The 23232-nt window shown below is 52.9% G+C and carries 22 protein-coding genes; 15 read left to right on the plus strand and 7 right to left on the minus strand.

Annotated elements, in window-relative coordinates; all coding sequences use genetic code 11:
* Positions 1-305 precede the first annotated feature (305 nt).
* On the minus strand, positions 306-722 hold the full coding sequence (locus B036_RS0112625) for a hypothetical protein (protein WP_020569081.1): 417 nt from the start codon (positions 720-722) through the stop codon (positions 306-308).
* A gap of 32 nt (positions 723-754) precedes the next feature.
* Here B036_RS0112625 and B036_RS29185 point away from each other — a divergent pair, with 32 nt between their 5' ends.
* Complete coding sequence (locus B036_RS29185; protein WP_020569082.1) at positions 755-1912, plus strand: adenylosuccinate synthetase; 1158 nt, start codon at positions 755-757, stop codon at positions 1910-1912.
* Positions 1913-2027: 115 nt separating this feature from the next.
* Here the strand turns inward: B036_RS29185 and B036_RS0112635 are convergent, their stop codons facing one another.
* Positions 2028-4496 (minus strand): glycoside hydrolase family 2 protein, encoded by a 2469-nt coding sequence (locus B036_RS0112635; RefSeq protein WP_020569083.1) that lies wholly within the window; start codon positions 4494-4496, stop codon positions 2028-2030.
* A 342-nt stretch (positions 4497-4838) separates the two neighbouring features.
* Here B036_RS0112635 and B036_RS0112640 point away from each other — a divergent pair, with 342 nt between their 5' ends.
* Both B036_RS0112640 and B036_RS33565 read left to right on the plus strand, forming a co-directional pair.
* Complete coding sequence (locus tag B036_RS0112640) at positions 4839-5048, plus strand: hypothetical protein (RefSeq protein WP_020569084.1); 210 nt, start codon at positions 4839-4841, stop codon at positions 5046-5048.
* Between the two features lie 11 nt (positions 5049-5059).
* On the plus strand, positions 5060-5203 hold the full coding sequence (locus tag B036_RS33565; protein ID WP_020569085.1) for a hypothetical protein: 144 nt from the start codon (positions 5060-5062) through the stop codon (positions 5201-5203).
* Positions 5204-5309: 106 nt separating this feature from the next.
* On the opposite strand, the gene B036_RS0112650 is transcribed toward B036_RS33565, so the two are convergent.
* Both B036_RS0112650 and B036_RS0112655 read right to left on the minus strand, forming a co-directional pair.
* A complete protein-coding gene (locus B036_RS0112650) occupies positions 5310-6803 on the minus strand; it encodes an ArnT family glycosyltransferase (protein ID WP_020569086.1) in 1494 nt (497 codons plus the stop codon).
* A gap of 291 nt (positions 6804-7094) precedes the next feature.
* Positions 7095-7862 carry a ParA family protein gene (locus B036_RS0112655; protein ID WP_020569087.1) on the minus strand — a complete coding sequence of 256 codons (768 nt, stop codon included), beginning with the start codon at positions 7860-7862 and terminating at the stop codon, positions 7095-7097.
* 264 nt (positions 7863-8126) lie between these two features.
* On the opposite strand from B036_RS0112655, the gene map reads away from it, so the two are divergent.
* The 12 genes from map (at position 8127) to B036_RS0112710 (ending at position 20075) form a co-directional block, all read left to right on the plus strand.
* Positions 8127-9005 carry a type I methionyl aminopeptidase gene (gene map, locus B036_RS0112660; protein ID WP_020569088.1) on the plus strand — a complete coding sequence of 293 codons (879 nt, stop codon included), beginning with the start codon at positions 8127-8129 and terminating at the stop codon, positions 9003-9005.
* A gap of 399 nt (positions 9006-9404) precedes the next feature.
* Positions 9405-9623, plus strand: a complete 219-nt coding sequence (gene infA, locus B036_RS0112665) for a translation initiation factor IF-1 (RefSeq protein WP_020569089.1) — start codon at positions 9405-9407, stop codon at positions 9621-9623.
* Positions 9624-9666: 43 nt separating this feature from the next.
* The gene (rpmJ, locus tag B036_RS32920; protein ID WP_071596776.1) at positions 9667-9783 is read left to right on the plus strand and encodes a 50S ribosomal protein L36; all 117 of its coding nucleotides are present in this window, start codon (positions 9667-9669) and stop codon (positions 9781-9783) included.
* An 18-nt stretch (positions 9784-9801) separates the two neighbouring features.
* On the plus strand, positions 9802-10179 hold the full coding sequence (gene rpsM / locus B036_RS0112670) for a 30S ribosomal protein S13 (protein ID WP_020569091.1): 378 nt from the start codon (positions 9802-9804) through the stop codon (positions 10177-10179).
* The gene (gene rpsK, locus B036_RS0112675; protein WP_020569092.1) at positions 10179-10577 is read left to right on the plus strand and encodes a 30S ribosomal protein S11; all 399 of its coding nucleotides are present in this window, start codon (positions 10179-10181) and stop codon (positions 10575-10577) included. The genes rpsM and rpsK overlap by 1 nt, the downstream gene beginning before the upstream one ends.
* 76 nt (positions 10578-10653) lie before the next feature.
* Complete coding sequence (gene rpsD, locus B036_RS0112680; protein WP_020569093.1) at positions 10654-11268, plus strand: 30S ribosomal protein S4; 615 nt, start codon at positions 10654-10656, stop codon at positions 11266-11268.
* A gap of 207 nt (positions 11269-11475) precedes the next feature.
* On the plus strand, positions 11476-12480 hold the full coding sequence (locus tag B036_RS0112685) for a DNA-directed RNA polymerase subunit alpha (protein ID WP_020569094.1): 1005 nt from the start codon (positions 11476-11478) through the stop codon (positions 12478-12480).
* 217 nt (positions 12481-12697) lie between these two features.
* Positions 12698-13192 (plus strand): 50S ribosomal protein L17, encoded by a 495-nt coding sequence (gene rplQ, locus B036_RS0112690; RefSeq protein WP_020569095.1) that lies wholly within the window; start codon positions 12698-12700, stop codon positions 13190-13192.
* A gap of 627 nt (positions 13193-13819) precedes the next feature.
* A complete protein-coding gene (locus B036_RS0112695; RefSeq protein WP_020569096.1) occupies positions 13820-14383 on the plus strand; it encodes an RNA polymerase sigma factor in 564 nt (187 codons plus the stop codon).
* Between the two features lie 2 nt (positions 14384-14385).
* Positions 14386-15126, plus strand: coding sequence for a tetratricopeptide repeat protein (locus tag B036_RS0112700; RefSeq protein WP_020569097.1), 741 nt, complete (start codon positions 14386-14388; stop codon positions 15124-15126).
* A gap of 89 nt (positions 15127-15215) precedes the next feature.
* Entirely contained in the window at positions 15216-17297 is a 2082-nt protein-coding gene (locus tag B036_RS32065) for a S8 family peptidase (protein WP_020569098.1), read from the plus strand.
* A gap of 21 nt (positions 17298-17318) precedes the next feature.
* Positions 17319-20075 carry a CHAT domain-containing protein gene (locus B036_RS0112710; protein WP_020569099.1) on the plus strand — a complete coding sequence of 919 codons (2757 nt, stop codon included), beginning with the start codon at positions 17319-17321 and terminating at the stop codon, positions 20073-20075.
* A 205-nt stretch (positions 20076-20280) separates the two neighbouring features.
* Here B036_RS0112710 and B036_RS0112715 read toward each other — a convergent pair whose 3' ends face one another.
* The 3 genes from B036_RS0112715 to B036_RS0112725 form a co-directional block, all read right to left on the minus strand.
* Positions 20281-20982 (minus strand): hypothetical protein, encoded by a 702-nt coding sequence (locus B036_RS0112715; RefSeq protein WP_020569100.1) that lies wholly within the window; start codon positions 20980-20982, stop codon positions 20281-20283.
* A 103-nt stretch (positions 20983-21085) separates the two neighbouring features.
* On the minus strand, positions 21086-22375 hold the full coding sequence (rocD, locus tag B036_RS0112720; protein ID WP_020569102.1) for an ornithine--oxo-acid transaminase: 1290 nt from the start codon (positions 22373-22375) through the stop codon (positions 21086-21088).
* 340 nt (positions 22376-22715) lie between these two features.
* A complete protein-coding gene (locus B036_RS0112725) occupies positions 22716-23117 on the minus strand; it encodes a LysM peptidoglycan-binding domain-containing protein (protein WP_020569104.1) in 402 nt (133 codons plus the stop codon).
* Positions 23118-23232 lie beyond the last annotated feature (115 nt).

Raw genomic sequence — 23232 nt, forward strand, 5'->3', positions numbered from 1 at the left:
CACGTCACACATGCCTGCCGGCGGCCTACTTTTGAAGGGCAAAAGTAGCAAAACCCATTGGCTGTGTCACCGGCTGATCACGACGCAGTACCCTGATAGCCTAAAATGCAAAAACTCGCCCCACCGTCTTTTGCTTCGCTTTCAAACTTTTCGGCTACGGGAGCTTTTCGGCAAGGTAGCAGCAAAGGGGTGGCTCATACAGGTTGCATTTTTTTACGGCCATCAGTGTACTGCTTCGTGGCCGGTGCCAAGGCCGAAGCTGGTGGTTGCAGGGTGCATTTGGTGTTTCAAGCAAAACTACCAGACTAGTGGGCCAAGTAAAATTTAGTGCAATAGTCAATGTCTTGTTTTCCAGGCCTGAAACACAAATTTCTAATTTCCCCAAAGCTGATACTTTGCCGATCAGCCAGGTGGCGTTGGATGGAACCCCAGGCTTCGACCTCCGAAGGACGGCCTTGCTGGTGGCGGTTACCGAAGGCGCAAAAGCCGTTAAAAAAGAAAAACTGTTTGAGCGTCGAACTACTCAATTTTTTATTCTCAACACAAGTAATAGGAAAGCATTGATACAGCGCTGCGGGTACCAGCGCGAGTTTTTTTCTTTTAGGCTTTTGTGCCTTCGGTAACCGATCAGGCACCAGCACAGCCAAAGATTTTTGCTTCTTTTCATCTGAAAAGAAGGCCGCCGGCAGGCATGTGTGACGTGCTGCCGTGTCTTGATTCAATATGCCAAAATCAAACTTGAAGCTACACTAGCATGACAACCAAAATAATCCTAGGCCTGGCCTTCGGAGACGAAGGCAAAGGCGTCACCACCGACTACCTCTGCCGGCAGGCAGAGCGGCCGCTGGTTGTCCGTTTTAGCGGCGGTCACCAGGCCGGTCATACGGTGGTGACGCCGGAGGGGCAACGCCATGTCTTCAGTAACTTCGGGGCGGGTACGCTGGCCGGTGCGCCAACTTTCTGGAGCCGCTACTGCACCTTCCATCCGGTGGGCTACGCCAACGAACGGGAGGCTTTATTGGAGTTGGGCGTGAGGCCAACGCTTTTTGTCGACGGGCTCGCCGCCGTCACCACGCCCTACGACCTCCTTTACAATCGTCACCTGGAAGCAAGCCAGAAGCACGGTAGCTGTGGGTTGGGCTTTGGCGCCACCGTTGCCCGCCAGGAGGGGCCGCATAAATTACACGTAATGGATTTGCTGGACGACTTCGTCTTATCCCAAAAGCTGGCCTCCGTAGCCAGCTATTACGTAGAAAAACTGGGAGTAGCCTATGACGAAGCAGCGCTGGACCTTCAGTTGGAAAGCTTTCATGAAGCGGTAGCCTATTGCCGGTCCAACTTACTCTGCACCAGCGGCCGCGCCTTCTTCTCCTCCGTTGCGGAATCTTATGACACCATCGTCTTTGAAGGAAGCCAGGGGCTGCTGCTCGATCAGGACTTCGGTTATTTCCCCCACGTTACCCGCGCGCACGTCAGCAGCCGCAATGCGCTGGCGTTGGTCCGGGAATATGCACTACCCAAACCCGATATTTTTTACGTTACCCGCGCCTACCAAACCCGTCACGGCAATGGCCCGCTGACGAATGAAGACCTACCTGGTCCGGAATTACACCCAACACCCTATGAAACCAATATTTTTAATCCCTGGCAGGGAGCGCAGCGGCGCAGCCTGCTTGACCTGAACCAGCTCCGCTATGCCCTGAGGGCCGATGCCCAATATTCGGCCGGCCTGCCCCGCCACCTGGTGGTCACTTGTCTTGATCAACTGGCCGGAGCCTGGCAAGCGACAGACGAAGACCGCCCGGTCATCCTCGATTCACCCAAAGCACTGGCACACCGACTCGGCGGTCTTTGGGCGGGAAGCTGGGGGAATTATGGACAGGCGGGTAATCTTGTTGATGTACTACCCTAAAACCCGTCAGACGGACTTCCTCATTATAGCTCCTTTGTCGCTAATGAGAAAGGATCCGTCGGACGGGCGATCCGGCCGTCCGACAAAAGTTTATCTGATTGCTATTGTCACAACGTCACTCAATCTCTAAATAACTCCCCTTAAAGTCCTGATTCCTGGCCTCAATCACCGTTTTCCCCTCACCCGGAACCATCTCAATCGCTGCCCGGCCATTGGCCATCTGAATAATCTGACTCCGCGTGGGTGTGCCGTAGTTGATGAGTAACTCACCGGCGCCGTTGAGGTCGAAATAGACGTAGTCTTCGTAGTCGAGTACACGCAGACCGTCCTTGTCGCGCATGGTGGCGACGATGAGGATGTTGCCGTTATCGAGCGGACGGTGGGTAAGCACAATGTCTTTAGCCACACCGTGGTTGGTGTAGGTGTAGGCGACGGTCAGCTTGTCTTCCGTGACCATCTTGCCGTCTTTGTAGCCCCTGCTGACGAAGTCGTTCCTGCCCTCTTCAAATAAGAGCTCCCAGCTAAGCCCCTGGGCGGGGTATTTGCCAAGTTCCCGGGTTTTACGCCCGAGTGAATTTTCATTGTGCACCAGTTCTACCTCATCGCAATTACTGAAAACGTTCAGTTCCCGCTTTTTGCCATCGGGGCCACTACGCTCCTTCCAGGTATGTGATTCGATGTAGGTGAACGGCTCTTTGCCCCAGTAGCTTTTGTAGACGTAGTAAGCATCTTTTGGCTTACCGGCGCGGTCCACCAGTCCCTTTTGGTTCAGATATGGAATGGCGTTCTCTGGCCGAAGTGGGGTGCCGAAGTCTTTGAAAGCCCACTGCGCATTGCCGGCGAACCAGTCGGCGGTTTCTGAAACCGAGAGGTGCCAGTCGAAGAGGTCCACGATGTAGTTCTCGGACCAGTCGCCACTTTTAGCAACGTTGGCTACATCTACCTGGCTGACGGCCTCGGCCCATTCGTCGGGGTTGACGACGCCGTCTCCGGTAATTGGCGTTTCGGTGTGCCGGCCCACGTGGCTCGAGCCCCCGTATTCCATGTGCAGGAACCGGGGGTACTTAGGCCGGTTTGCCTCCAGGGTTTGCTGGTAGTTTTTGTACACGCCGGCGTACCAGCCTGACCAGATGGAAGGAGAGAAAACGTCCACCAGGTCAGCGCCATCGTAGTATTTACGGATGGCGGTTAGTCGACCCGGGTCAAGTTCGTGCGCTACGTTATTGAGCACCGTCAGAAACCGGTTCATTTCTTTGGGGTCGTCGCCACCCTCGAAGTCGGGCAGCCAGTAGATCTCATTACCAAGCGACCAGAAGAAGATGCTGGGATGGTTATAATTCTGGGTGATCTGCTCGCGCAGGAGGCGTTCGGTATTGGCTTCCCACGCGTCGCCGCCCTTGCCGCCACGGCACCAGGGGAGTTCGTCCCAAAGGATGATGCCCAGCTCATCGCAAGCTTCGTAAATGGCGGGGTCCTGGGGGTAATGCCCCAGGCGGAGGAAGTTGACGCCCAGGTCTTTCATCTGCTCGATGTCTCGGCGGTGCAGGCTATCGGGCATGGCTGCTCCGTAGCCGGCGTGCTCCTCGTGGCGGTGGGTGCCACGCAGTAGCAGGCGCGCTCCGTTAAGGTGGAAGGGGCCGTTGGGGGTGAAGGTGTAAAAGCGGTAGCCGAATTTTTGGGTGAGTTCGTCGATCACTATGTTATCGGACATGAGTCGAAGGTGTAGCTTGTAGCGGTTGGGGGCGTCGGGCGACCAGAGTTGAGGATTGGTAATGGCGGGGAACTCCAGGGTCGTAGTTCCTCCGGAGGTAACCTGGATCGTGGCCTGGCTCACGAATTCGCCAGAGGGGGATTGGATCTCGGCTTCGAGGCCGGCGGAGCCAGTGAATTGATCGAAGCCGGTGAGGCTGATCTCCAGCTTGGTGGTAGCGGAGGCTGCACTGACTTCGGGGGTGGAGATCCTGAGGTCCGTAAGGTAGGTGGCGGGGACGGTTTTTAGCCAAACGTCGCGCGTAAGTCCGCCGTAAATGAAGAAGTCGGACTTTTGAGAGGGGATCAGGTCGCGGTCGTATTCGTTGGTGACCCGCACGGCGAGCTGGTTGTTCCCGGAGGTCAGGTTATCCGTGATGTCGACGTCGAAGCCCACATAGCCGCCTATATGGCCACCTACTTTTTTACCGTTCAGGAAGACCTCGGCCTTGGTGTTGGCCCCTTCGAAGTAAAGAATTTTTCGTTCCCCGGAAGCTGCGGTAGTCGAAAGGTCACGAACGTACCAGCCAGCGCTGCGACGGTAGCCGGGCAGCATGTCTACGGCGTCCCATTGGTTCCAGGTGTGGGGCAGGGTAGTGGGTGTTCCTGCGGTTTCCATTGCGGCAGCCGGCGTGGTGGCGATGGTTTCGTAGTAGGTCCAACCGGCATTGAGGTTACGCTTTGTCCTAGTAGTTGAAGAGACTGTTTGACGATCGGACTCATTGACACGCTGATTTTCTGACTCCCCGACTCCCTGACTCTTTTGGGCGGGGTCGCAGGTGCAGAGGGAAAGACCAATAAGCAGGGAGAAGACGACGTAGAAGAACTTTTGCATGCAGACGATAAATTTATTCTGTGTCAAAAGTACACATAAATAAAAATATACTGGTTTACAAAGTACGGTGTTGATGAGAATTGATAAGCCTGATCGTTGTAAAATCAGGTCGAAAGCTGTTGCAATTAATGCCTCAACACAACCCGAGTCCATATCTTTCAGCATGAAATCCACTATGCTGACCTTCTTAAATTGCTCCTTTATCCTGCTGCTTTGCACCTGCGACCGCGCCCAAAATAGTCAAACAGTCAGGGAATTATAAGCCGGCAAGCTCATGAGGACAAGCTGCAGGGGTTTTAGCCCGGTCAGTGTATTGCTAACTGGACCGGCCTGGTCACCGAAATGGATAAAATTGGTAACACCGGGGATACCAAGACCGGCGATTTCTACACCCGCGAAAACTGGGGCGGCTCAGACCAACCCAACATCTGGTCGGGCGATACCATCAGCCACATCTTCCCCATCATCGATTTTGTCCTGCTGCCGCCCGATACCACATGGGGCGCCGATGACGATACCGACATCGAGTACGTGTACCAGCACCTGCTCTAGGCAAGGAAGGCGTGGAGGACGCCTTCGGGCAAAAGCTCTCCGCTAAGTTCTGGATTAACCGGACCCGGCAAGGTTTCTCCAATGGCAGAACGGATGATTTTCCTTCGATGGCCCGGCGGGGGGCGGAGGTGATGGAACGGGTTATGACGGAGTAATTGGTATTTTGGTGTATAAGTGCTTTTGGTTCTAATGGTCTGCTATTGCTATCCGTTTTGAGTTTGGAGGTGGTGCACCAACAGACCAATAGTACCAATGGTCCATTTACTGAGTCTTCAACCCAAACACCTTCAACTCCTGCAAAACCCGCCCTTCTACCTCAATACCTGCCGTACTGACACTATCCGTCACCGGCCAGCTGACCAGCCGGAGATCAGCATCCAGTGTGTCGGAGACCACCGGGATTCCCTGGCGACGGAAGTAGGGCAGGGCATTGCTGAATTCAGCAGTAGGTGGAATGTAAACGGGGAGTTTTACCTCCACTTGCTTCGCCAGTCGGTCGGGCCAGCCACGTTTAACCTCAAAATAAGGATACACCTGCACCCAAAAGAACAATACGGCCAGCAATCCGGCCAGTACGCTGCCGCCCAGGGCAAAGTCACGCCGTTCTCCGTACAGGCCCAGTACCCCGAACAAAGAAAACATCCAGTAAGCCGCGCACATGCCCAGCGCCGCCCGGAAGCCAGGGCCGGGGAAGGTGATGCCAATGGTTGCCATGGCGTAGACGACTACGAGGAAAGCGACAACGAGGTGCAGGGTGGCACCACTTCGTACCCAGTCGCGCCAGGGGTAATTAGCTTCGCGGAAATAGAGTTGCATCTGTTTACCGGCCAGCAGCGCAAGGATGAGCGGGAATACCAGCGATTGGGTTACAAAACCAATTGCCAGTCCGGCACTCAGCAATTTACTCATCTGTTCTCCCCGCTGCACTTTATAGATCAGGTCCCGGATACCGCCAAATAACCAGCCAGATAAGGGCGCCATACCAAGCAGGCAATACCCCAGCCACTTACCGTAGGCGAGGGGTTGGCCACCCCAGAACCAGTAACTACGGATACCCTGGTTTCCCTGGAGAATAAGCACTACAAGCGGGATGGAGAGTAAGGTCAGTAGGGTCATCCATTGTTTACCACCACCCATGAGCCAACGGCCGGTAATAATGGTGGCGAGGCCGAAGACCAGCGTGGAAAGCGGAGCGGCAATACCGCCAAGCAACAGGAAAATACCGGCGGGCAAGAGGTAGTTCTTCTCCCGGTCGGCACCCGCCAGGAGGATGGTCCAGAAAAAGCCGGCCTGGCCGAGGAGGCCCAGTGCGTCGGGCGTAGCGACTTTGCCGAAGAAGGGGAGAAAGAGAGATGCCCCCGCAGCCAGGAGCCCCAGGCCAATGGCTTCCTTACCGAACAATTTGCCGGCGAAGCGATAGGTGAAAAAGGCGGTTAGCAATATAGCAATGGCCGAAATAAGGCGCGGGAACAGCCAGATGGCCTCGGTCTGCGCATCGATGCCCTCTCCGATTGGGAACAATAGTCCGTAGGCAAAAGAAAGCATGGAGCCGCCCCGTTGGTTGCTCAGGGCATAGTCGAGCGAATAACCCTCAGCGCCGGGCCAGACGGTAATTACGTCGATACGCAGCAACAGTGCTGCAAAGAAAAAGAAGGCGCTGATCCAGAGGAAAAACCGGAAACGGGAGCTTATTCCGGTGGGTTGTTCCGGTGCTGGTATCGAAGATGATTTTTTGAGGCGATCTTTTTTTGGCATGGGGCAGAAGTTGCAGAACTCACTTCGCTCGTGTTGCAGGGCTCGCTTCGCTCGCGTTGCAAGGGTTGCAGAAGAACTCGCTTGCGCTCGTGTTGCAGTGGTTGCAGGAGCTTACTGGAATAAGATGATTAATAACTTAAAATTGGAACGGGCAAGGTAGCTCATAGTTCAGGGAAAAAATGGCTTAGTCTCCTGCAACCCCTGCAACTAGCGCGCAGCGCTTCTGCAACAGGAGCGTAGCGACCCTGCAACCCCTGCAACAGGAGCGCAGCGACCCGGCGCGTAGCGCCGTTAAGCGTTTTTCTTAAGAAACTCCTCCGCCAAATTCAAAAAATTAGTAGCCCCCCGGCTACCAGCATTGATCATTACTACCGGCAGGTGCATGTTGGGCGCCTCGCTGATGCGGGCGTTGCGATGGATGATGGTGTCAAAGACCTTCTCACCAAAGATTTCCCGAACTTTCTCCACCACCATATTCGCCAGACGAAGGCGCTGATCGTACATACTGAGCAGGATGCCCTCGATCTCAAGTTGCGGGTTGAGTTGTTGTTGCACCAGGTTAATGGTGTTCTGCAGTTTTGTCAGCCCTTCAAGGGCGAAATATTCGCACTGAACGGGCACCAGTACGGTGTCGGCTGCCGTGAGGGCATTGATGGTGAGTAACCCGAGACTGGGCAGACAATCAATGATGATGAAGTCGTAATCATCACGGACTTTATCGATAATGGTGGTTTTCATCACGTCTTCGCGGCGGAAGCGGTTGATGAGTTCTACCTCGGCACCGGCGAGATTGATGCCGGCGGGGATGAGGTGGAGATTGGGCGTTTCCGTTTCGAAGATGACCTCGTTCACGTCAAGGTCATTAACCAGTACGTCGTAGATGGTCTCTTCCAGGTCATCGGAAGGAATGCCCACACCGGAACTGGCGTTACCCTGCGGGTCGGCGTCGACCAGCAGCACCTTCCGTTCCAGAATGGCAAGGCTGGCGGCAAGGTTAATGGCGGTGGTGGTTTTCCCTACCCCTCCTTTTTGGTTAGCAATGGCGATAACTTTTCCCATGGGCTCGTTTGAGCGGCGAAGTTAGGCATTTAGTCAGAGAGTCATGCAGTCAAATAGTCAGGCAGTCAGATAGTCGGGCGCTACTCCCTGACTGCTTGGCTTTCTGATGGTTTGATTGAGTTGGGCGCGGCCGCAGGCAGTTAAGCACTACCCGCTTGAATAACTAACATATGACTTGTTCGACTCTCTGACTACTTCCCTATCTTTGCCGCCGTTTAGAACCACCACCGCCTTAGGGCGTTAGTACACAGAACTAAGCAAAGTATGGGCAGAAAGGACCGCAAGATGATATTCAAAACACCAGAGGAGGTGGAACGCAGCCGCGTTGCCTGTTTATTGGTGACAGAAACGTTGACAGAAGTAGGTAAAATGCTCCGCCCCGGCCTGACCGGTAAGGAGATCGATGCCTTCGCCGAAGCGTTTATCCGGGACAACGGCGCGGTGCCGGGCTTTAAGGGCCTCTATGGCTGCCCGTCCACGTTGTTGGTGAGCAGAAACGAAGAGGTGGTCCACGGGTTACCCGACGAAAAACAGGTCTTTCAGGATGGTGACATCCTTAGTATCGACTGCGGTACCATTGTGGATGAGTTCTACGGAGACGCCGCTTACACTTTCTGTGTCGGTGACGTAGCGGAGGACGTAATGGAACTCTGTCGGCACACCAAGCACTCCCTGTATCTAGGGATTGACGCTGCCCGGGAAGGCAAAAGGGTAGGGGACATCAGCTACGCCATTCAGCACTATACCGAAAAAACGGGTGGTTACGGCGTGGTCCGTGAGCTGGTCGGGCATGGCCTTGGCCGCAGCCTGCACGAGGCGCCGGATGTGCCTAATTTTGGAAAGCGCGGTCGCGGTCCGATTCTTAAGGCGGGCCTGATCATTGCCATTGAACCGATGACAACCCAGGGGCGCAAAGACGTCCACAGCCGCGAAGACGGCTGGACGATCATCACGCGGGACGGCAAACCAGCAGCCCATTACGAGCATTCCATCGCCATTACCAAGGGCGGCGGCCCGGCCGACCTGATGAGCGATCACCGCCCAATCGAAGAAGCTATCCGGAACAACCCCAACCTTAAAGAGGTAGATAACCTCGATGAGGAATTGGTGATGCGGTACCAGCCAGTGGGAGCGGCGCTGTAGTCGGGTTGTCGAGTTGTCAGGTTGTCCGGTTGTCGAGTTGTCCAGATGATGGGCAAGAAATGGAACCTGTCCTCCTGCGGACTTGAATATTTACGTCACCTTCGCATCAACTGAGGGGCTATCATGTTGCACCGGTCTTATCGGTGTACTTCCAATCCGATAATTGGAACATCCTGACTACCTGAGAACGTGACACCCCGACAACTTGAGAACTGGATACCCCGATACCCCGACATCGACTGCACCAGCGTTCGCGCCTGAAGCCGGTTCAGAAACGTTACTATTCCCTTAATAGTCAACTCTTTCTACTCCCTACACCTTTACTATATGAAACAATTTTTCATAAACATTTGGGTGGAGTTGTTGAATTGACTACCTTTGCCCTCCGAAATTAAAAACATGTCCAAAAAAAACTTGATTAAGCAGGATGGCGTGATCGAAGAAGCCTTGTCAAATGCGATGTTTCGCGTGAGACTGGAAAACGACCACGAAATCAAGGCTACAATCTCCGGAAAGATGCGGATGCATTACATCAAAATCCTTCCTGGTGATAAAGTAGCGGTAGAAATGAGTCCTTATGATCTCAGCCGAGGTCGAATCACCTACCGTTATAAGTAGTTTTCTTATTCAGCTGCCGATAAGCAAGTGAAATTTTTCAGTTATGAAGGTTAGACCCTCCGTCAAAAAGCGTTCCGTCGATTGTAAAATCGTCCGCCGTAAAGGCAAAGTGTACGTTATTAATAAGAAGAACCCCAAGTTCAAGCAACGTCAGGGCTAAACTAAGCAGTAAGTAATTATGGCAAGAATTGCAGGTGTAGACCTTCCGCGTAACAAACGCGGCATCATCAGTCTGACTTACGTCTTTGGCGTAGGCGCAACCCGGTCCGGGGAAATCCTCGACAAAGCTGGCGTTGACCACAACACTAAGGTTGTGGACTGGACCGACGAAAACATTCGTACGATTTCCAACCTCATTACCAATGAGTACAAGGTAGAGGGTGATCTTCGGACGGAAGTACAAACCAACATTAAGCGTCTTATGGACATTGGCTGTTTCCGCGGCCTTCGCCATCGTAAGGGCCTGCCGCTTCGCGGTCAGCGTACCCAGACCAACGCCCGTACACGTAAGGGTAAGCGTAAGACTGTAGCTAACAAGAAAAAAGCGACTAAGTAATGGCTAAAAGACAAGCTGGTGGCCGCGCGGCCAAGAAACGCAACGTCAAGGTGGAGAATGAAGGACTGGCATATATCCAGGCTTCTTTCAACAACATCATCATCACCATCACCAATAAGAAAGGTGATGTTATCAGTTGGGGAACCGCTGGTAAGGAGAAATTCCGTGGCTCCAAGAAAAGTACGCCATACGCTGCTCAGGTTGCTTCTGGCAACGCTGCTCGTGAAGCTTACGAACTCGGTCTCCGCGTGGTAGAGGTTTACGTAAAAGGTCCTGGCGCCGGCCGTGAGGCTGCGATCCGTGCACTTGATGGTGCCGGTATCCGCGTTAGCAAGATCAAAGACGTAACACCAATGCCCCACAACGGCTGCCGCCCTCCAAAGCGTCGTCGCGTATAATTCTCCAACCTTAACTAATATTCCCCGCTCGTCCGCCCATATATAAGGATGAAGGGAACTAAAGAAATAAGTCACTATGGCTAGATATACTGGTCCTAAGGCGAAAAAAGCCCGTGCGCTCGGAGAACCGATCTTCGGTTACAGCCGCGCTTTCGAAAAGAAAAAGTACAAGCCAGGTCAGCATGGCAACACACGCGGTAAGCGTCGTCAACCATCTGACTATAAGCTTCAGCTTACTCAGAAGCAAATTGCTAAGTTCACTTACGGTGTACTTGAACGGCAGTTCCGCAACCTGTTTGAGCGGGCGCAGGCAAGCCGTGGTGTTACCGGTGAGGTATTACTGCAGTTGCTGGAAGCTCGGCTCGACAACGTCGTGTTCCGCTTGGGCCTCGCCCCAACGCGCCGCGCCGCCCGTCAGCTGGTTTCTCACCGTCATATCATGGTGAACGGCCGACTCAATAACGTACCATCCACTCAGCTGCGTGCTGGAGATGTTGTTTCCGTACGGAACAAATCTCAGGGTCTTGAAGTTATCCGTGATACGGTTAGCGGCAAGAGCGACGTGCGCAACTTCGGTTGGCTCTCCTTTAACTCCGAAAAAATGGAAGGAACATTCCTCTCTTACCCAGAGGGTGATGCCATTCCGGAGAAGATCAACGCTCAGTTGATCGTAGAACTTTACTCTAAGTAAAATTCTCGTTACTCTTTCTCCCGCTGGCGCTCGCCGGCGGGCGAAAGAGCCCCCTTGGGTGGCGCGTCATCCCCCCACCCCCTTCGACCGCCATCCCGACCCAGCCGGCCTTCGGGCCCCGCTGGGTCAAACTAATTTAAACATCCAGGTGTTTATGTCTGGTGCTCTCGCACCAGATACCCAACCCTCAAAGTGTCAAATTACTATATGAGCAGTATTCTGAACTTCCAGACGCCAGACAAGATCACGATGCAAAAGTCGGATGATTTCCAAGGCACTTTCGAATTCAAGCCCCTGGAACCCGGCTTCGGCCAAACCATCGGTAACTCCCTGCGTCGCGTGCTTCTCAGCAGCCTCGAAGGTTTTGCTATTTCGGCCATCCGCATCGCTGGTGTAGATCATGAATTCTCTACTATCCGCGGTGTAACCGAAGACGTAGTAGAAATCATCCTTAACCTTAAGCAGGTACGCCTCAAGCAGGTGATCCAGAGCGAAGACAGTGAAACGGAAGAGAAAATCTTCCTCACCATCAGTGGTAAGGAGCAATTCACTGCCGGCGACATTGACGAGCACACCAACGTGTTCAAGATCATGAACCCCGAGCTGTTGCTTTGTACCATGGAGCCCTTCGTAAACCTCGAAGTAGAACTTACCGTGACCAAAGGTCATGGCTACGTTCCCGCTGATGAGAACCTCCCGAAGAACGCCCCAATCGGTGTTATTCCTGTAGATGCTATCTACACGCCGATCAAAAACGTCGCTTACCGTGTGGAAAGCACCCGTGTTGGTCAGCGTACGGACTACGAAAACCTTGTACTGGACATTAAGACCGACGGCACCATCCACCCGGAAGACGCCGTTCGTGAAGCTGGTAAGATCATGATTCAGCACCTGATTCTGATCACTAACGAGGCCATCGAAATCCCCGCAAGCGGTTCCCGTGAGGAAACCATCGTTGATGAGCATATCCTGCACATGCGCAAGTTGCTCAAGACCAGCCTCGAAGATCTCGATCTTTCTGTACGTGCTTACAACTGCCTGAAAGCAGCCAAGATCAACAGCCTCGGCGAACTCGTTCGCTACGACACCCACGAACTGCTTAAGTTCCGTAACTTCGGTAAGAAGTCACTCGTGGAAATCGAAGAGTTACTGGTAGAAAAGGGCCTTACTTTCGGTATGGACCTCAGTAAGTATAAGCTGGACGAAGAGTAAATTAGTCAAACAGTCAGGGAGTCAAACAGTCAGAGAGTCGGGTCCGACTTCAGACTGTTTGACTCCCTGACTACTTGACTCTTTGACGAAAGAAAAAGGGCTGTCCGTAACCCGGACAATATTTTATCAACATAATTACGGTAATAACGGTCGCTTACAGCAGATGCCCGCTCTGCGTTTATAAGCGAAAATGTGTTGCCGGCATAACCACCAAGACATGCGTCACGGTAAGAAATTTAACCACCTGGGTCGTAAGAGCGCCCACCGTAAGGCAACGCTCCGTAACATGGTCATCGCTTTGATCACGCACAAGCGTATCAACACGACCGTAGCAAAAGCCAAAGCGCTTCGCGTTTTCGCTGAGCCCCTGATTACTAAGGCTAAGACTAACGACATGCACAACCGTCGTGTCGTATTCAGCTACCTGCAGAACAACGATGCTACCGGAGAGCTCTTCGGCGCTATTGCTGCAAAGGTTGGTGATCGCCCCGGCGGTTACCTCCGGATCATCAAGACCGGTTTCCGGTTAGGTGATGGTGCAGAAACGGCCATGATCGAGTTTGTTGACTTCAACGAAGTCTACAACAAAGACAGTGACAAGAAGAGCGGCAGGACCCGTCGTAGCCGCCGTGGTGGTGGGTCTTCTTCTGCTGCTGCTCCAGCCGCTGCTGCCGCAGCACCAGCTGCGCCTGCTGCTGCCGAGGAAGAGTAATCTTTCGCGCAATAACGAATACCGTAAACCCGGAAGTGCCAGTTGGTGCTTCCGGGTTTGCTGTTTTGGAGAGAATAACAGAATTCGAGAATAGCTGCCACAGGTGCCGTTCACAGTCCCTCGGGTGACTCACCACAGTAAATTGTTGAACGAATGAGAGGAGAGAGTAGCTGACTTAAGCACTGTTCGCTGCTTTATGCGTGAAGTATAGGGCGGACAGATGGTCGTAGCTATTCATGGATGCTCCCATTCACTCATTCCACAATTCTCCCATTCACTTTCCGGGCGCGGCCGCAGGTGCAGGGAGTGCAGTAAGACAAGGAGTAGAGGAGGCTACGTCTTTATCCCTTTCCCCTTTGCTCCTTCATCCCTTTTCCCTTGGGGACCGGGCCGCTGGCCCGAAAAGGGGACCTTGCACCTGCGGCCCCGCCAAAAAAGCCGGCTCCTCCAGGGATGGAGAAGCCGGCACTACATTAATAGGGAAACGTTCATGGGATTAAAGAAGATTCGCCAGTTGTCAAACGAAGCGTGCTTTGGTAGTATATCGGGAGCGGGTGGATTGTCTTACCTTCGGGCTGGATATTTTTTTGATTTACTTTTCGTTCCTACTGACCTGCTTAATCACCCATGGCTAAACATCCGGACCACACTTACCTGGTGGCCTTACGGGAAAATGACTCCCGTAAGCTGGAAGAGTTGTACACCAACTGTAGTCCCGGGATCATTCGGTGGGTCATGGCCAATAACGGTACCGAAGCTGATGCCCGGGATCTGTTCCAGGAAGCTTTGATCAGTTTGCACGGAAGTGCCCACAAAACTGGTTTTGAGTTGACGTGTCCGATCAATGCGCTGGTCTTTACCATCTGCCGGAACCAGTGGGTTAATCAACTGCGTAGAAAAAAGAAAGAAGCGGAGGTAAGAATTATCGAAGCAGAACGATATACTCCTGAAACCGCAACCGAATCAGCCTACGAACGATGGGAAGAGGAGCAGCTGGAGCAAACGCGATTGGATGAATCGCTGGCCCAGTTATCCGATACCTGTCGCAAGTTATTACGACTGCTCGGGCGGGGTGTTTCGAGTTCTGATGCTGCGGAGCAGCTAGGAATGTCGAATGCGAATACGGTTTACCGCCGAAAGAATGCTTGCCTGCAGCGATGGAGGGAAATATTTGACGGCTTGAACGGATAGTCATGAACGAACGGGATTACATCACTATTGAAGCTTTTTTGGAAGGTACTCTTTCGGTAGAGGAAGCCAGCGCCGTTGAAGTCCGTGCTGGTCAAGACCCCGAGTTCGCCAGCACTCTGGCAGATCGACGCCGGCTCTATGAACACTTGCGGGCAAACGCAGGGGAGGCATCACTCCGCGCTACGCTGGGCCGACTTGGTGACCGACATTTCTTGCCGCAGGATAAGCAAGCGGTAATAAAGCCTATTGGGCGAAAAAATCGTCGTTGGTTGGTCGGTTTGGTGGCTGCCGCAGCAATCGCCCTGGCGATGATATTTGGTGGCCGCTTATTTGCTCCATCAGGAAATACTTACGAACAATTTGCACAACACCAAGAACTTTCCTTGACCGAACGGGGAACAGATATGGGAGCTTCTGCGGCTGAAGTGGCCTTCAACGAAGGCCGATACGCCGAAGCTATTGATCGGCTTCAGGCCTATCTGGCCGTTCAGGCCGATGACGAAAGAGCACAGCTGGCATTGGGCATTTCTTTACTGGAACGTAACCAGGACTCCTTAGCAATCGCTGTATTCGAAAAGATTGCTGGCGGTGAGTCTTCCCTGGCACCGTATGGAAATTGGTATCTTGCCCTGGCCGCCGTGAAGCGCGGAAATACGGAAGCTGCCTTTTCGTTCTTATCTCTTATCCCTGAATCAGACACCTATTTGGCCAATCGCGTCAGGAAACTGAAGGCTACACTCTAAGTTACTACCGAGGAAAGCTGAACGCTGGCCCTGATATTTATTTTATGTTTTCCATTTATCCCTTATCCCAAGCTCTGAAACGTTCAACTATGAAAAATCATTTTTACCTATACTTGGTACTATCCCTGTGCCTGAGCACTAGCCTAAGTGGGCAATTCTACAGCGAGCCTTTTGATGCTGGCCTCAATGGATGGGGAACGCTAGGCTTCGAGTTTGACGATAACGGCGCAGCCGAAACCTTTTCTGGCTGGAACAATCGTTCCAGGATTCGTTCGGCATCCTTGGGTGGATCCCTGACGTTTACCGGAACAGGAACGAATGCAAGAGCCACGTCACCCGCAATTACTGTACCTGGGAGCTTTAGTAATGAACTCTACCTGAGTTTTTATATGTACTTCGGGTCGAATGGTGGATCTCCCAGAGTTGTAGTGAGTGGAGATAATGGTTTCACGCTTGACACCACCCTGCAAATTGGTGTATTAGCTGATGAAGAAACTTCGGCGGGTAGTTATCACCTGCTGTCTTTGGGAGCTACGCTGCAGGGACCAGGGGAAGTAACGGTCCAGTTTGCCCTGGAGGGATCAGCGGACTTTTGGATTTTAGACGATGTACAACTTTACAGCTCCCGTCCCGCACCGGTAACTTTTCCCCGATACGTGGGGGAGACACTAACCCAATTGGGTAAGCCCTTTGTCGTGGACTCCGCCGGAGCGCCTGCCGTTCCTTTCCAATTGGTGGTCGATTGGTTGCCAAACCGAACCGAAGCTCAAAAGCAAACTTTCCGGGATTATTACGACCCCATCGTCCTGCATTCCTGCGCCTGTGACCGGCTGGAAGTATGGGAGATGCCCGGCGGTACTTTCTTTGACCCGGTAACGGGAGAACCCCTGGGAGACCCTTTGGATATTCTGGGTGTAACCTTGCCGGCCTCCGGAATGAATGAGGTCGATGGGCTGGATTTGAATTACTACCTATACAACGATCTTGAACTTATCCCCGACGGACCCAACCCTCCCCTCGCTAATGACGAGGTGAACAGTTTCGCTCCTGCCCCCGCCAATGCTGTCAGGATTGCCATTCTGGATACCGGACTGGATCTGGATCATCCCGATATGAACGGATTCATTTTCCGGGATGGGGACAGCCTGAACGGAACGGACGATGATAACGATTGTCTGGTGGATAATCCATTGGGCTGGAACTACGTAGACCATAATAATAATCCCGACGACGATAATGGGCATGGCACCCACGTGACGGGCATCATTGCCCGCAATGCGGAGCGTTGTAACGGTTGCGTTATTCAGCTATTGCCTTATAAGACACACGATAGTTATGGAGTCGGTACCCTCTTTGCCGCTGCATGTGGTATTCTTCAGGCAGGCGTCTATGATGATGCTGACATCATCAACTGTAGTTGGGGCTTTTACGCTGGAGGGGATGATGGCATCCTCCGTACGGCCATCGACACGGTAGCCAACTACGGAGCCCTCGTTGTTGCCGCAGCGGGTAATGACTCACTGAACCTGGTGGCTGACCCGCAATTCCCAGCACTATACAGCCTTGACAATATTTTGGCTGTTGGAGCGCACGATACGCTGGCAAGTGGTGAACGGCCATATGCCGAGTTCTCGAATTACCATGATACGGGAGTAGAGATCGCGGCATTCGGTGTAGAGGTGACCAGTAGTTTACTGGAGGGTACTACCGGTAGCAAATCCGGTACCTCAATGGCTACTCCTTCGGTGGCTGCCGCCGCCGGCATGTATCATTGTGAATACCCATGGCAGATTGCTGCCGCCCGGGCGTTTATCCTTGAAAATGCCTTTGAAGAACCAGGGCTCTCCGGATTGTTCCTTGATGGCAATGCGCTTAACCTTACGGTATTTTGCAAGGGAGACCAGCCCGTGGTTGGAAGACCTGCTACAGATGTAGGCATCAGCATCGCTGCTGGAGGCGAGGTAATTGAAGTATTCTCCCTTCAGGGCTTGACAGTAACTGAAATTTCGATCACTGATGCTACCGGCAATTTAATTGAGCAGAGAAATCTTAACCAGTTCCCCGCAGGCACTAAAGAGACCTTTGATCTTCGGTCGGCAGCAGACGGCCAGTACCTGGTTGTAGTCCGGGCTGCTGGAAAGGTTTACACCCAGCGTTTGGTTAAACGGTAAGAGTGGGCCCATTTTTACATTATGAGTATTAATGTTAGATGGCTGGCAGTAGCATTTCTGTTTTTTTGGTGCGGCTTGCAGCCCCTTACCGGCCAGAACTGCCCGTCCATCACTGAAGCATTGAAAACCTTATACGCTGCTGAGGACGGTGGTGAGACACTGATTCGGCAAATTAAAGAAAGCTGTCCTGCTGCTGCTGATAGCCTGAGCATTATTTTCCATAAACGAAGTGTTTACGCTTATTCTTCGGAAGTCGACCTGGAACGGGCAATATTCTATGCGCTGAAGGCCTTGGAAGCCCAGGAAGAGGTATATGCAAATACAGCCGCTGAGCCTCTGGGTAAAACGCTTGCCAATCTGGGGCTGTTCTACCGCCTTAGCGGCCAGTATACTACGAGTTTACCTTATCTGAGGCGAGCCAATATGGTTTTCTCTGAACTCGGTCTTTTCAAACGTACACACTGGAATCAACAACAGATGGTCATGTTGTGGCACGCCACGGGAGACATCGGGCGTTCTGAAGAGTTGCTCCGGGTTATGCTGCTTTATGCGCGGAAAGAAAAGGCAAAGGGTGGAAATGACAGGATAGCCACCATGGCGGAGGCCGAAACCCTGCGTTTACTCGGTGAACAGGCTAACCAGGCAGAGCAGTACGCTGAGGGTTTACCTGACTTTGCTGCTGCGGCTATCCTGTATGAAGAGTTGGGTGATATAAGGTGGCTTCTGATGAGTTATATGGGGCAGGGGAGAGCCCTTTATCATTTGAAACGATATGATGAGGCCCGGGTGGTAACCAAGAAAGCACTGAGCTTAGCGGAACGCTATGAATTGAACTTTGATAAAGGAGTGATGTGTAATTTGCTGGCATTGGTTGAAAATGAGCAGTTTATGTTCGAGAAGGCCAGCGCGTTTCAACAACAAGGAGAAAGCTATGCCCTGGAGGAAAAGAATCCACGACTCTTATCGGTCCTGGTTAACACAGATGCGGAAATTGCTTTGGGTCAAAAGGACTTTGCTACGGCAAAAAAGCGAAATGCTGAAGCAATTGCGTTACTGACGGACGGTTGGCAATACAACGAAGAAGCGACGCTTCCGATGCTGGATGAAATTAGCCTCAGCGAATTTAAGCTTGAAATATTTCAGTTCCTTGCCCTTAGGGCAGAGATATTTCATCAGGCCGGAGATGTGGCCGGGGCCATGGAAGTAATCCGGCTTACGGATCAAATGGCCGACCTGCTCCGGTTGGATTTTAATGGTCAGGTCAGCAACTTGTTCTGGCGGCAAGAGGCTTTGCCGCTGTATGAATTAGGCATCGAACTTAGCCGGGAGGCTGACGATTCCGAAAGTGTCTTTTATTTACTGGAGAAAAGTCGATCCATTCTCTTATTGGAAGCAATGGTGACTGCTGATGTTCGGGAGAACATTTCGCAGGAACTGGCCACTCAACTTGCAACAACGGAGCATAAACTCCGCTCATTACGACGCAGATCAGTTGGTGAGGAAGGTGATGCCCAGGATCAGACCGCTCGACGAATTGTTGGTTTGAGTGATACGCTACAACAACTGCGAACAGTCGTAGCTGAGCAGTATCCTGTTGCCCGGGATTTGCTTACTAACCCGAGCCTGGTCGATATAAGTGGTGCCAGAGCGCTCCTCAGTCAAGGGCTTTGGGATCGCCAGGTCCACTTTTTCATGGGGGATAAAAGAGCAACGGCGTTTAGCCTTACCGCCACCGAAGTAAAGACAATTGACCTCGGACCAACGGAGGTGCTGGATACGCTTGTGCGCCGCGTATTAGCCTTTTACACCAGCGCAGGGGCTATCGATCAGGCACCGGCAGATTATATCGCCGCCAGCCATGCTGCCTATCAAAGCTTACTTGCCCCATTGAAGGTCAGCCCAGGTGAACGGTTGCTGATTATACCAGACGGAATCTTAGCCTATTTACCTTTTGCGGCCCTGGTTTCAGACCTTGAAGATGCGTCACTCGCAACCGCCGCTTATTTGATCCGCCGAAATCAGGTTAGTTTTGCTCAGTCAACTACTGTACTGGGCCGACAACAAAAAGGAAGGAAAATGGTAAACGGTGACGCCTTTGCCTTTAGCCCCTTTATTGCTGTACTACCTAACAATACTGCTCCGGCCTTACCCTTTAGTGAATCTGAGGTTACGGGGTTTAAAGATCACTATTCTGGCCTCTGGCTGACTGACACCGCCGCTTCGCGGAAGGGGTTGTTGTCCGGTCTCCCTGGCCGATCGATCATCCACCTCTCAACCCATGCGTACGCCTCCACCGATCAACACGAACAGCCGCGAATACTGACGGCGACGGAGCCGGTTTATTTGTCTGATATTTACGGCTTGAGGCTACGGGCCGATCTGGTAACCCTAAGTGCCTGCCAGAGCAATATCGGACCGTTGGCGCAGGGAGAAGGCGTACTGGGTCTTGGCCGTGCCTTTACTGCTGCGGGGGCTGGCGGTGTAATTGCTAGTCTATGGTCGCTCAATGATCGGGCTACGTCGGAAATTATAACAGGTTTTTATGACCAGTTAGCCGGAGGAGTACAAAAACCCGAAGCCCTGCATCAGGCACAACTGGCTTACCTGAACCGGGAGGATCTGCCCGCCTACCTGAAGTCTCCCTACTACTGGGCCGGACTGACTTATTACGGTAACGCCGGCAAGTTACCTGCTGGCGGAATTCCTCGATGGGTGTGGGGACTTTTGTTCCTCGCGGCGGGTGGCTTAGCCGTTTGGCGCTGGTTTGGGCGTAAGTAGGAACAGACAGCGCTTAACGTTGTACGGCCTTATGAGTCAGCTAGTCAGGCAGTCAAATAGTCAAGCAGCTGCGTACTTTTTGACTGATTGACTAATACGGCGCGCGCGCAGGTGCAAAGTAAGAGAACAAGGAAGGCCAGCAAAGTTACTCCGGAGAGCAAAAGAATCAGCGTACTGCACACTCCCTGACTATCGGACTGTTTTACTATTTGACTCCCTGACCCTTCTCTTCCATAATCATTTTAAAAAACCACCACACCAGCAAGGCGCTCTCTCCCTGGTAATCCTGCTCCCGCAAAGCGGCCTGGTAGGCAGTCATTACGTCTTCGTCCTGCGTAAGGAAATTTCGAAGGGTCTTGAGGAGCTTAGTATAGCGGGGGAAATCTGCTGCTGGCGGCACATCTTTCGCGCCAAGTCGGGAGCAGACCGTTTGTAACAACTCCGTGGTGTAGGGCGCATACACCTCGGGGTACTGCCCCATGAGATAAATGGAGACCATGTTATAGTCATCCTCGTGGTTATGGCTGGGGGTTTTGTCCTTCGGGTGTTGATCGCGGAACCGGTTAAACAGCTCGTTGACGTAAAAGACAAAACGCTGAATCCTGCCTTCTAATTGGCGGTCCTCGCTGTACAGGTCACGAAAGGCCTCCCGAACAAAGTCAGGTTCCCAGCGCATCAACGCAAGCATTGCCCGCTTCGGGTCGTAGCCTCCCCGCCGGTAATGACGGCGGTTAGTTTTGGAGTCAAGTGCCAGATCGTAGCTGTCGGCCAGGTCTTTCGCTTCCGGGTTGAAATGAGTCTGCCAGTTTTGCTGCGTCTCCCAAAGAGGAAGGTGGGCCTGGGCCTCTTCCGTTGGGATCCACGCAGCAAAGCGTTTGATGGCAGCCTGAATTTTTGGTACCTGCATTTATCTTTTGTCGAGGCGAAGTTGACCCGGGACTGCCATCATCTGCTTGTAGTGGACCGCAGTCCCGGGGGGATATAGAAGAATTGTTTTATTGATGGTAGGATTAAGCATAAGCTTTAACTACACCGGCAATGATGTCACAGGCTTCGTGCAATTCCTTTTCAGAGATGACCAGTGGTGGCGCAAAGCGGATGATATTTCCGTGGGTGGGCTTGGCCAACAGTCCGGCTTCGGCCAGCGCAACGCAAAGGTTCCAGGCAGTTTTGCTTTCGGGGCTGTCGTTGATGATGACGGCGTTGAGGAGGCCTTTACCACGGACCAGCTTCAGCAGGTTAGGGTAGCCGTCGACGAGCTCCTGCATCCGGGCCCGGAAGATGTGGCCGAGGGCGCGGGCGTTTTGCGTCAGCTTTTCGTCGATGATGACTTCCAGAGCTTCTTTAGCAACGGCACAGGCAACGGGGTTACCTCCGAAGGTGCTGCCATGCTGGCCGGGTTTGATGACTTCCATGATCGCGTCGTCGGCAAGGACAGCAGACACGGGGTAAGTGCCACCGGAAAGGGCTTTGCCCAGAATCAGGATGTCGGGGCGAAGGTAAGTAGCGGGTTGACGTTCACAGTGTCCCTGGCAGGTACAGTCTCCGCAGATGCGGAGCAGCGCACCGGTTCGGCCGATGCCCGTTTGGATCTCGTCGGCAATGAAAAGTACGTTGTGCGCCTTACAGGCCTCCCGGACGGCAGCGAGGTAACCGTCTTGTGGAACAAAGACACCGGCTTCGCCCTGAATGGGCTCGACAAGTACTCCCGCAATGGTGGCGGGGTCATTTGCCAGCGCGGCCTGCATGGCCGCTACGTCTCCGTAAGGAACGGTTACGAAACCAGGGGTGTAGGGGCCGAAACTACCCTTGGCGTCGGGGTCTGAACTGAAGGAGATGATGGTCGTCGTCCGGCCGTGGAAATTCTGTCCGCATACAATGATCCGTGCCTGATCGGCAGGGATGCCCTTTTTATCGTATCCCCATTTCCGACACAGCTTGATGGCGGTTTCCACAGCTTCTGCACCGGTGTTCATGGGCAGTACCTTATCAAAAGTAAAGTAGTCGGTAAGGTATTTTTCATATTCGCCCAGCTGATCGTTGTGGAAGGCCCGGCTGGTGAGGGTGAGCTTCCTGCTTTGCGCTACCATTGCATCGATAATGCGGGGGTGGCAATGGCCCTGGTTAACGGCAGAATAAGCACTCAGGAAGTCGAAATATTTTTTGCCTTCAACGTCCCAAACATAGCAGCCGCGACCTTCGCTTAGTACTACTGGCAATGGGTGGTAATTGTGCGCGCCGTGCTTGTCTTCCAATCCGATGTGGTAAGCGGGTGAGGTGGTGGAGTTGTTCTTGGTCATGGTTTGGTTGGCTTTGTTGGCAAAGATATGGTTATGGGGGTAGAAAAAGAGACTCACTGCGTTCGTTGTTGCAGGTTACAAAGGCCGCTTTGCTCCCGTTGCAGGTTGCAGCTACCGCACTTGCTTCGCTCCTGTTGCAGAGCGCCTTCGGCGCGTTGCAGGTTGCAGCTACCGCACCTGGCAGCTCACTTCTTTCGTGGTGGAGGCGGTTTTTTTCAAAAAGGGAAGAGGGTTTTTTACCGAATTGCCTGCGGTAATCGTTTTGCGTACCCCGCAAAAAAGCCACCTCCACAAATGTGAAGATGGCTTTCCAGAAAGTACAGATCCGAAGATCGGTCCATTACGCGTCCGCGCTCCGTCCTTCAGGGAACGGAATAACGAGGTCCTGGCCTGGGAAGATTTTGTTCGGGTCTTCGAGGGTGTCTGAGTTCGCGGCAAAGATGGCTTTGTAGGCCATCACGTCACCGAGGTAGTCTTTAGCAATGAGGGAAAGGCTTTGGCCTTTCTCTACCGTATGACGGGCGTAGATTGCTTTGTTGGACACTTTGATGTCGGCCTCGATGTCGGAGGGGTTTTCACCGCCGACACGCTTGATCTCGTCCCACATCTGGTCTTTCTGGTGCTGATATTCGACCACGCCACCTACGCGAAGGCGACCGTCGGCTTCTTCTACGTAGCCATCTTTGGCGTTAAATTTTTCACCGAGGGTAAGTACGCTGCGGTATTTATCTTGTAAACTCATATTGAGGGTAGTTTTGGTTTGGTAATGTATTTATAACAGGTTTTTTCTCCGGTTGTTAGCGGCAGTAAGGTAGTTTTTGTGCCTGGAATGGCACAATGTTTTGGCATTTGGGGGG

The sequence above is a fragment of the Neolewinella persica DSM 23188 genome (genome assembly GCF_000373105.1).
GTDB classification, from domain to species: domain Bacteria; phylum Bacteroidota; class Bacteroidia; order Chitinophagales; family Saprospiraceae; genus Neolewinella; species Neolewinella persica.

Coding starts and splice junctions, on each gene's coding strand:
- B036_RS29185 (WP_020569082.1), top strand. CDS start 755: ATGACAACCAAAATAATCCTAGGCCTGGCCTTCGGAGACGAAGGCAAA.
- B036_RS0112635 (WP_020569083.1), bottom strand. CDS start 4,496: ATGCAAAAGTTCTTCTACGTCGTCTTCTCCCTGCTTATTGGTCTTTCC.
- B036_RS0112640 (WP_020569084.1), top strand. CDS start 4,839: ATGGATAAAATTGGTAACACCGGGGATACCAAGACCGGCGATTTCTAC.
- B036_RS0112650 (WP_020569086.1), bottom strand. CDS start 6,803: ATGCCAAAAAAAGATCGCCTCAAAAAATCATCTTCGATACCAGCACCG.
- B036_RS0112655 (WP_020569087.1), bottom strand. CDS start 7,862: ATGGGAAAAGTTATCGCCATTGCTAACCAAAAAGGAGGGGTAGGGAAA.
- map (WP_020569088.1), top strand. CDS start 8,127: ATGGGCAGAAAGGACCGCAAGATGATATTCAAAACACCAGAGGAGGTG.
- infA (WP_020569089.1), top strand. CDS start 9,405: ATGTCCAAAAAAAACTTGATTAAGCAGGATGGCGTGATCGAAGAAGCC.
- rpmJ (WP_071596776.1), top strand. CDS start 9,667: ATGAAGGTTAGACCCTCCGTCAAAAAGCGTTCCGTCGATTGTAAAATC.
- rpsM (WP_020569091.1), top strand. CDS start 9,802: ATGGCAAGAATTGCAGGTGTAGACCTTCCGCGTAACAAACGCGGCATC.
- rpsK (WP_020569092.1), top strand. CDS start 10,179: ATGGCTAAAAGACAAGCTGGTGGCCGCGCGGCCAAGAAACGCAACGTC.
- rpsD (WP_020569093.1), top strand. CDS start 10,654: ATGGCTAGATATACTGGTCCTAAGGCGAAAAAAGCCCGTGCGCTCGGA.
- B036_RS0112685 (WP_020569094.1), top strand. CDS start 11,476: ATGAGCAGTATTCTGAACTTCCAGACGCCAGACAAGATCACGATGCAA.
- rplQ (WP_020569095.1), top strand. CDS start 12,698: ATGCGTCACGGTAAGAAATTTAACCACCTGGGTCGTAAGAGCGCCCAC.
- B036_RS0112695 (WP_020569096.1), top strand. CDS start 13,820: ATGGCTAAACATCCGGACCACACTTACCTGGTGGCCTTACGGGAAAAT.
- B036_RS0112700 (WP_020569097.1), top strand. CDS start 14,386: ATGAACGAACGGGATTACATCACTATTGAAGCTTTTTTGGAAGGTACT.
- B036_RS32065 (WP_020569098.1), top strand. CDS start 15,216: ATGAAAAATCATTTTTACCTATACTTGGTACTATCCCTGTGCCTGAGC.
- B036_RS0112710 (WP_020569099.1), top strand. CDS start 17,319: ATGAGTATTAATGTTAGATGGCTGGCAGTAGCATTTCTGTTTTTTTGG.
- B036_RS0112715 (WP_020569100.1), bottom strand. CDS start 20,982: ATGCAGGTACCAAAAATTCAGGCTGCCATCAAACGCTTTGCTGCGTGG.
- rocD (WP_020569102.1), bottom strand. CDS start 22,375: ATGACCAAGAACAACTCCACCACCTCACCCGCTTACCACATCGGATTG.
- B036_RS0112725 (WP_020569104.1), bottom strand. CDS start 23,117: ATGAGTTTACAAGATAAATACCGCAGCGTACTTACCCTCGGTGAAAAA.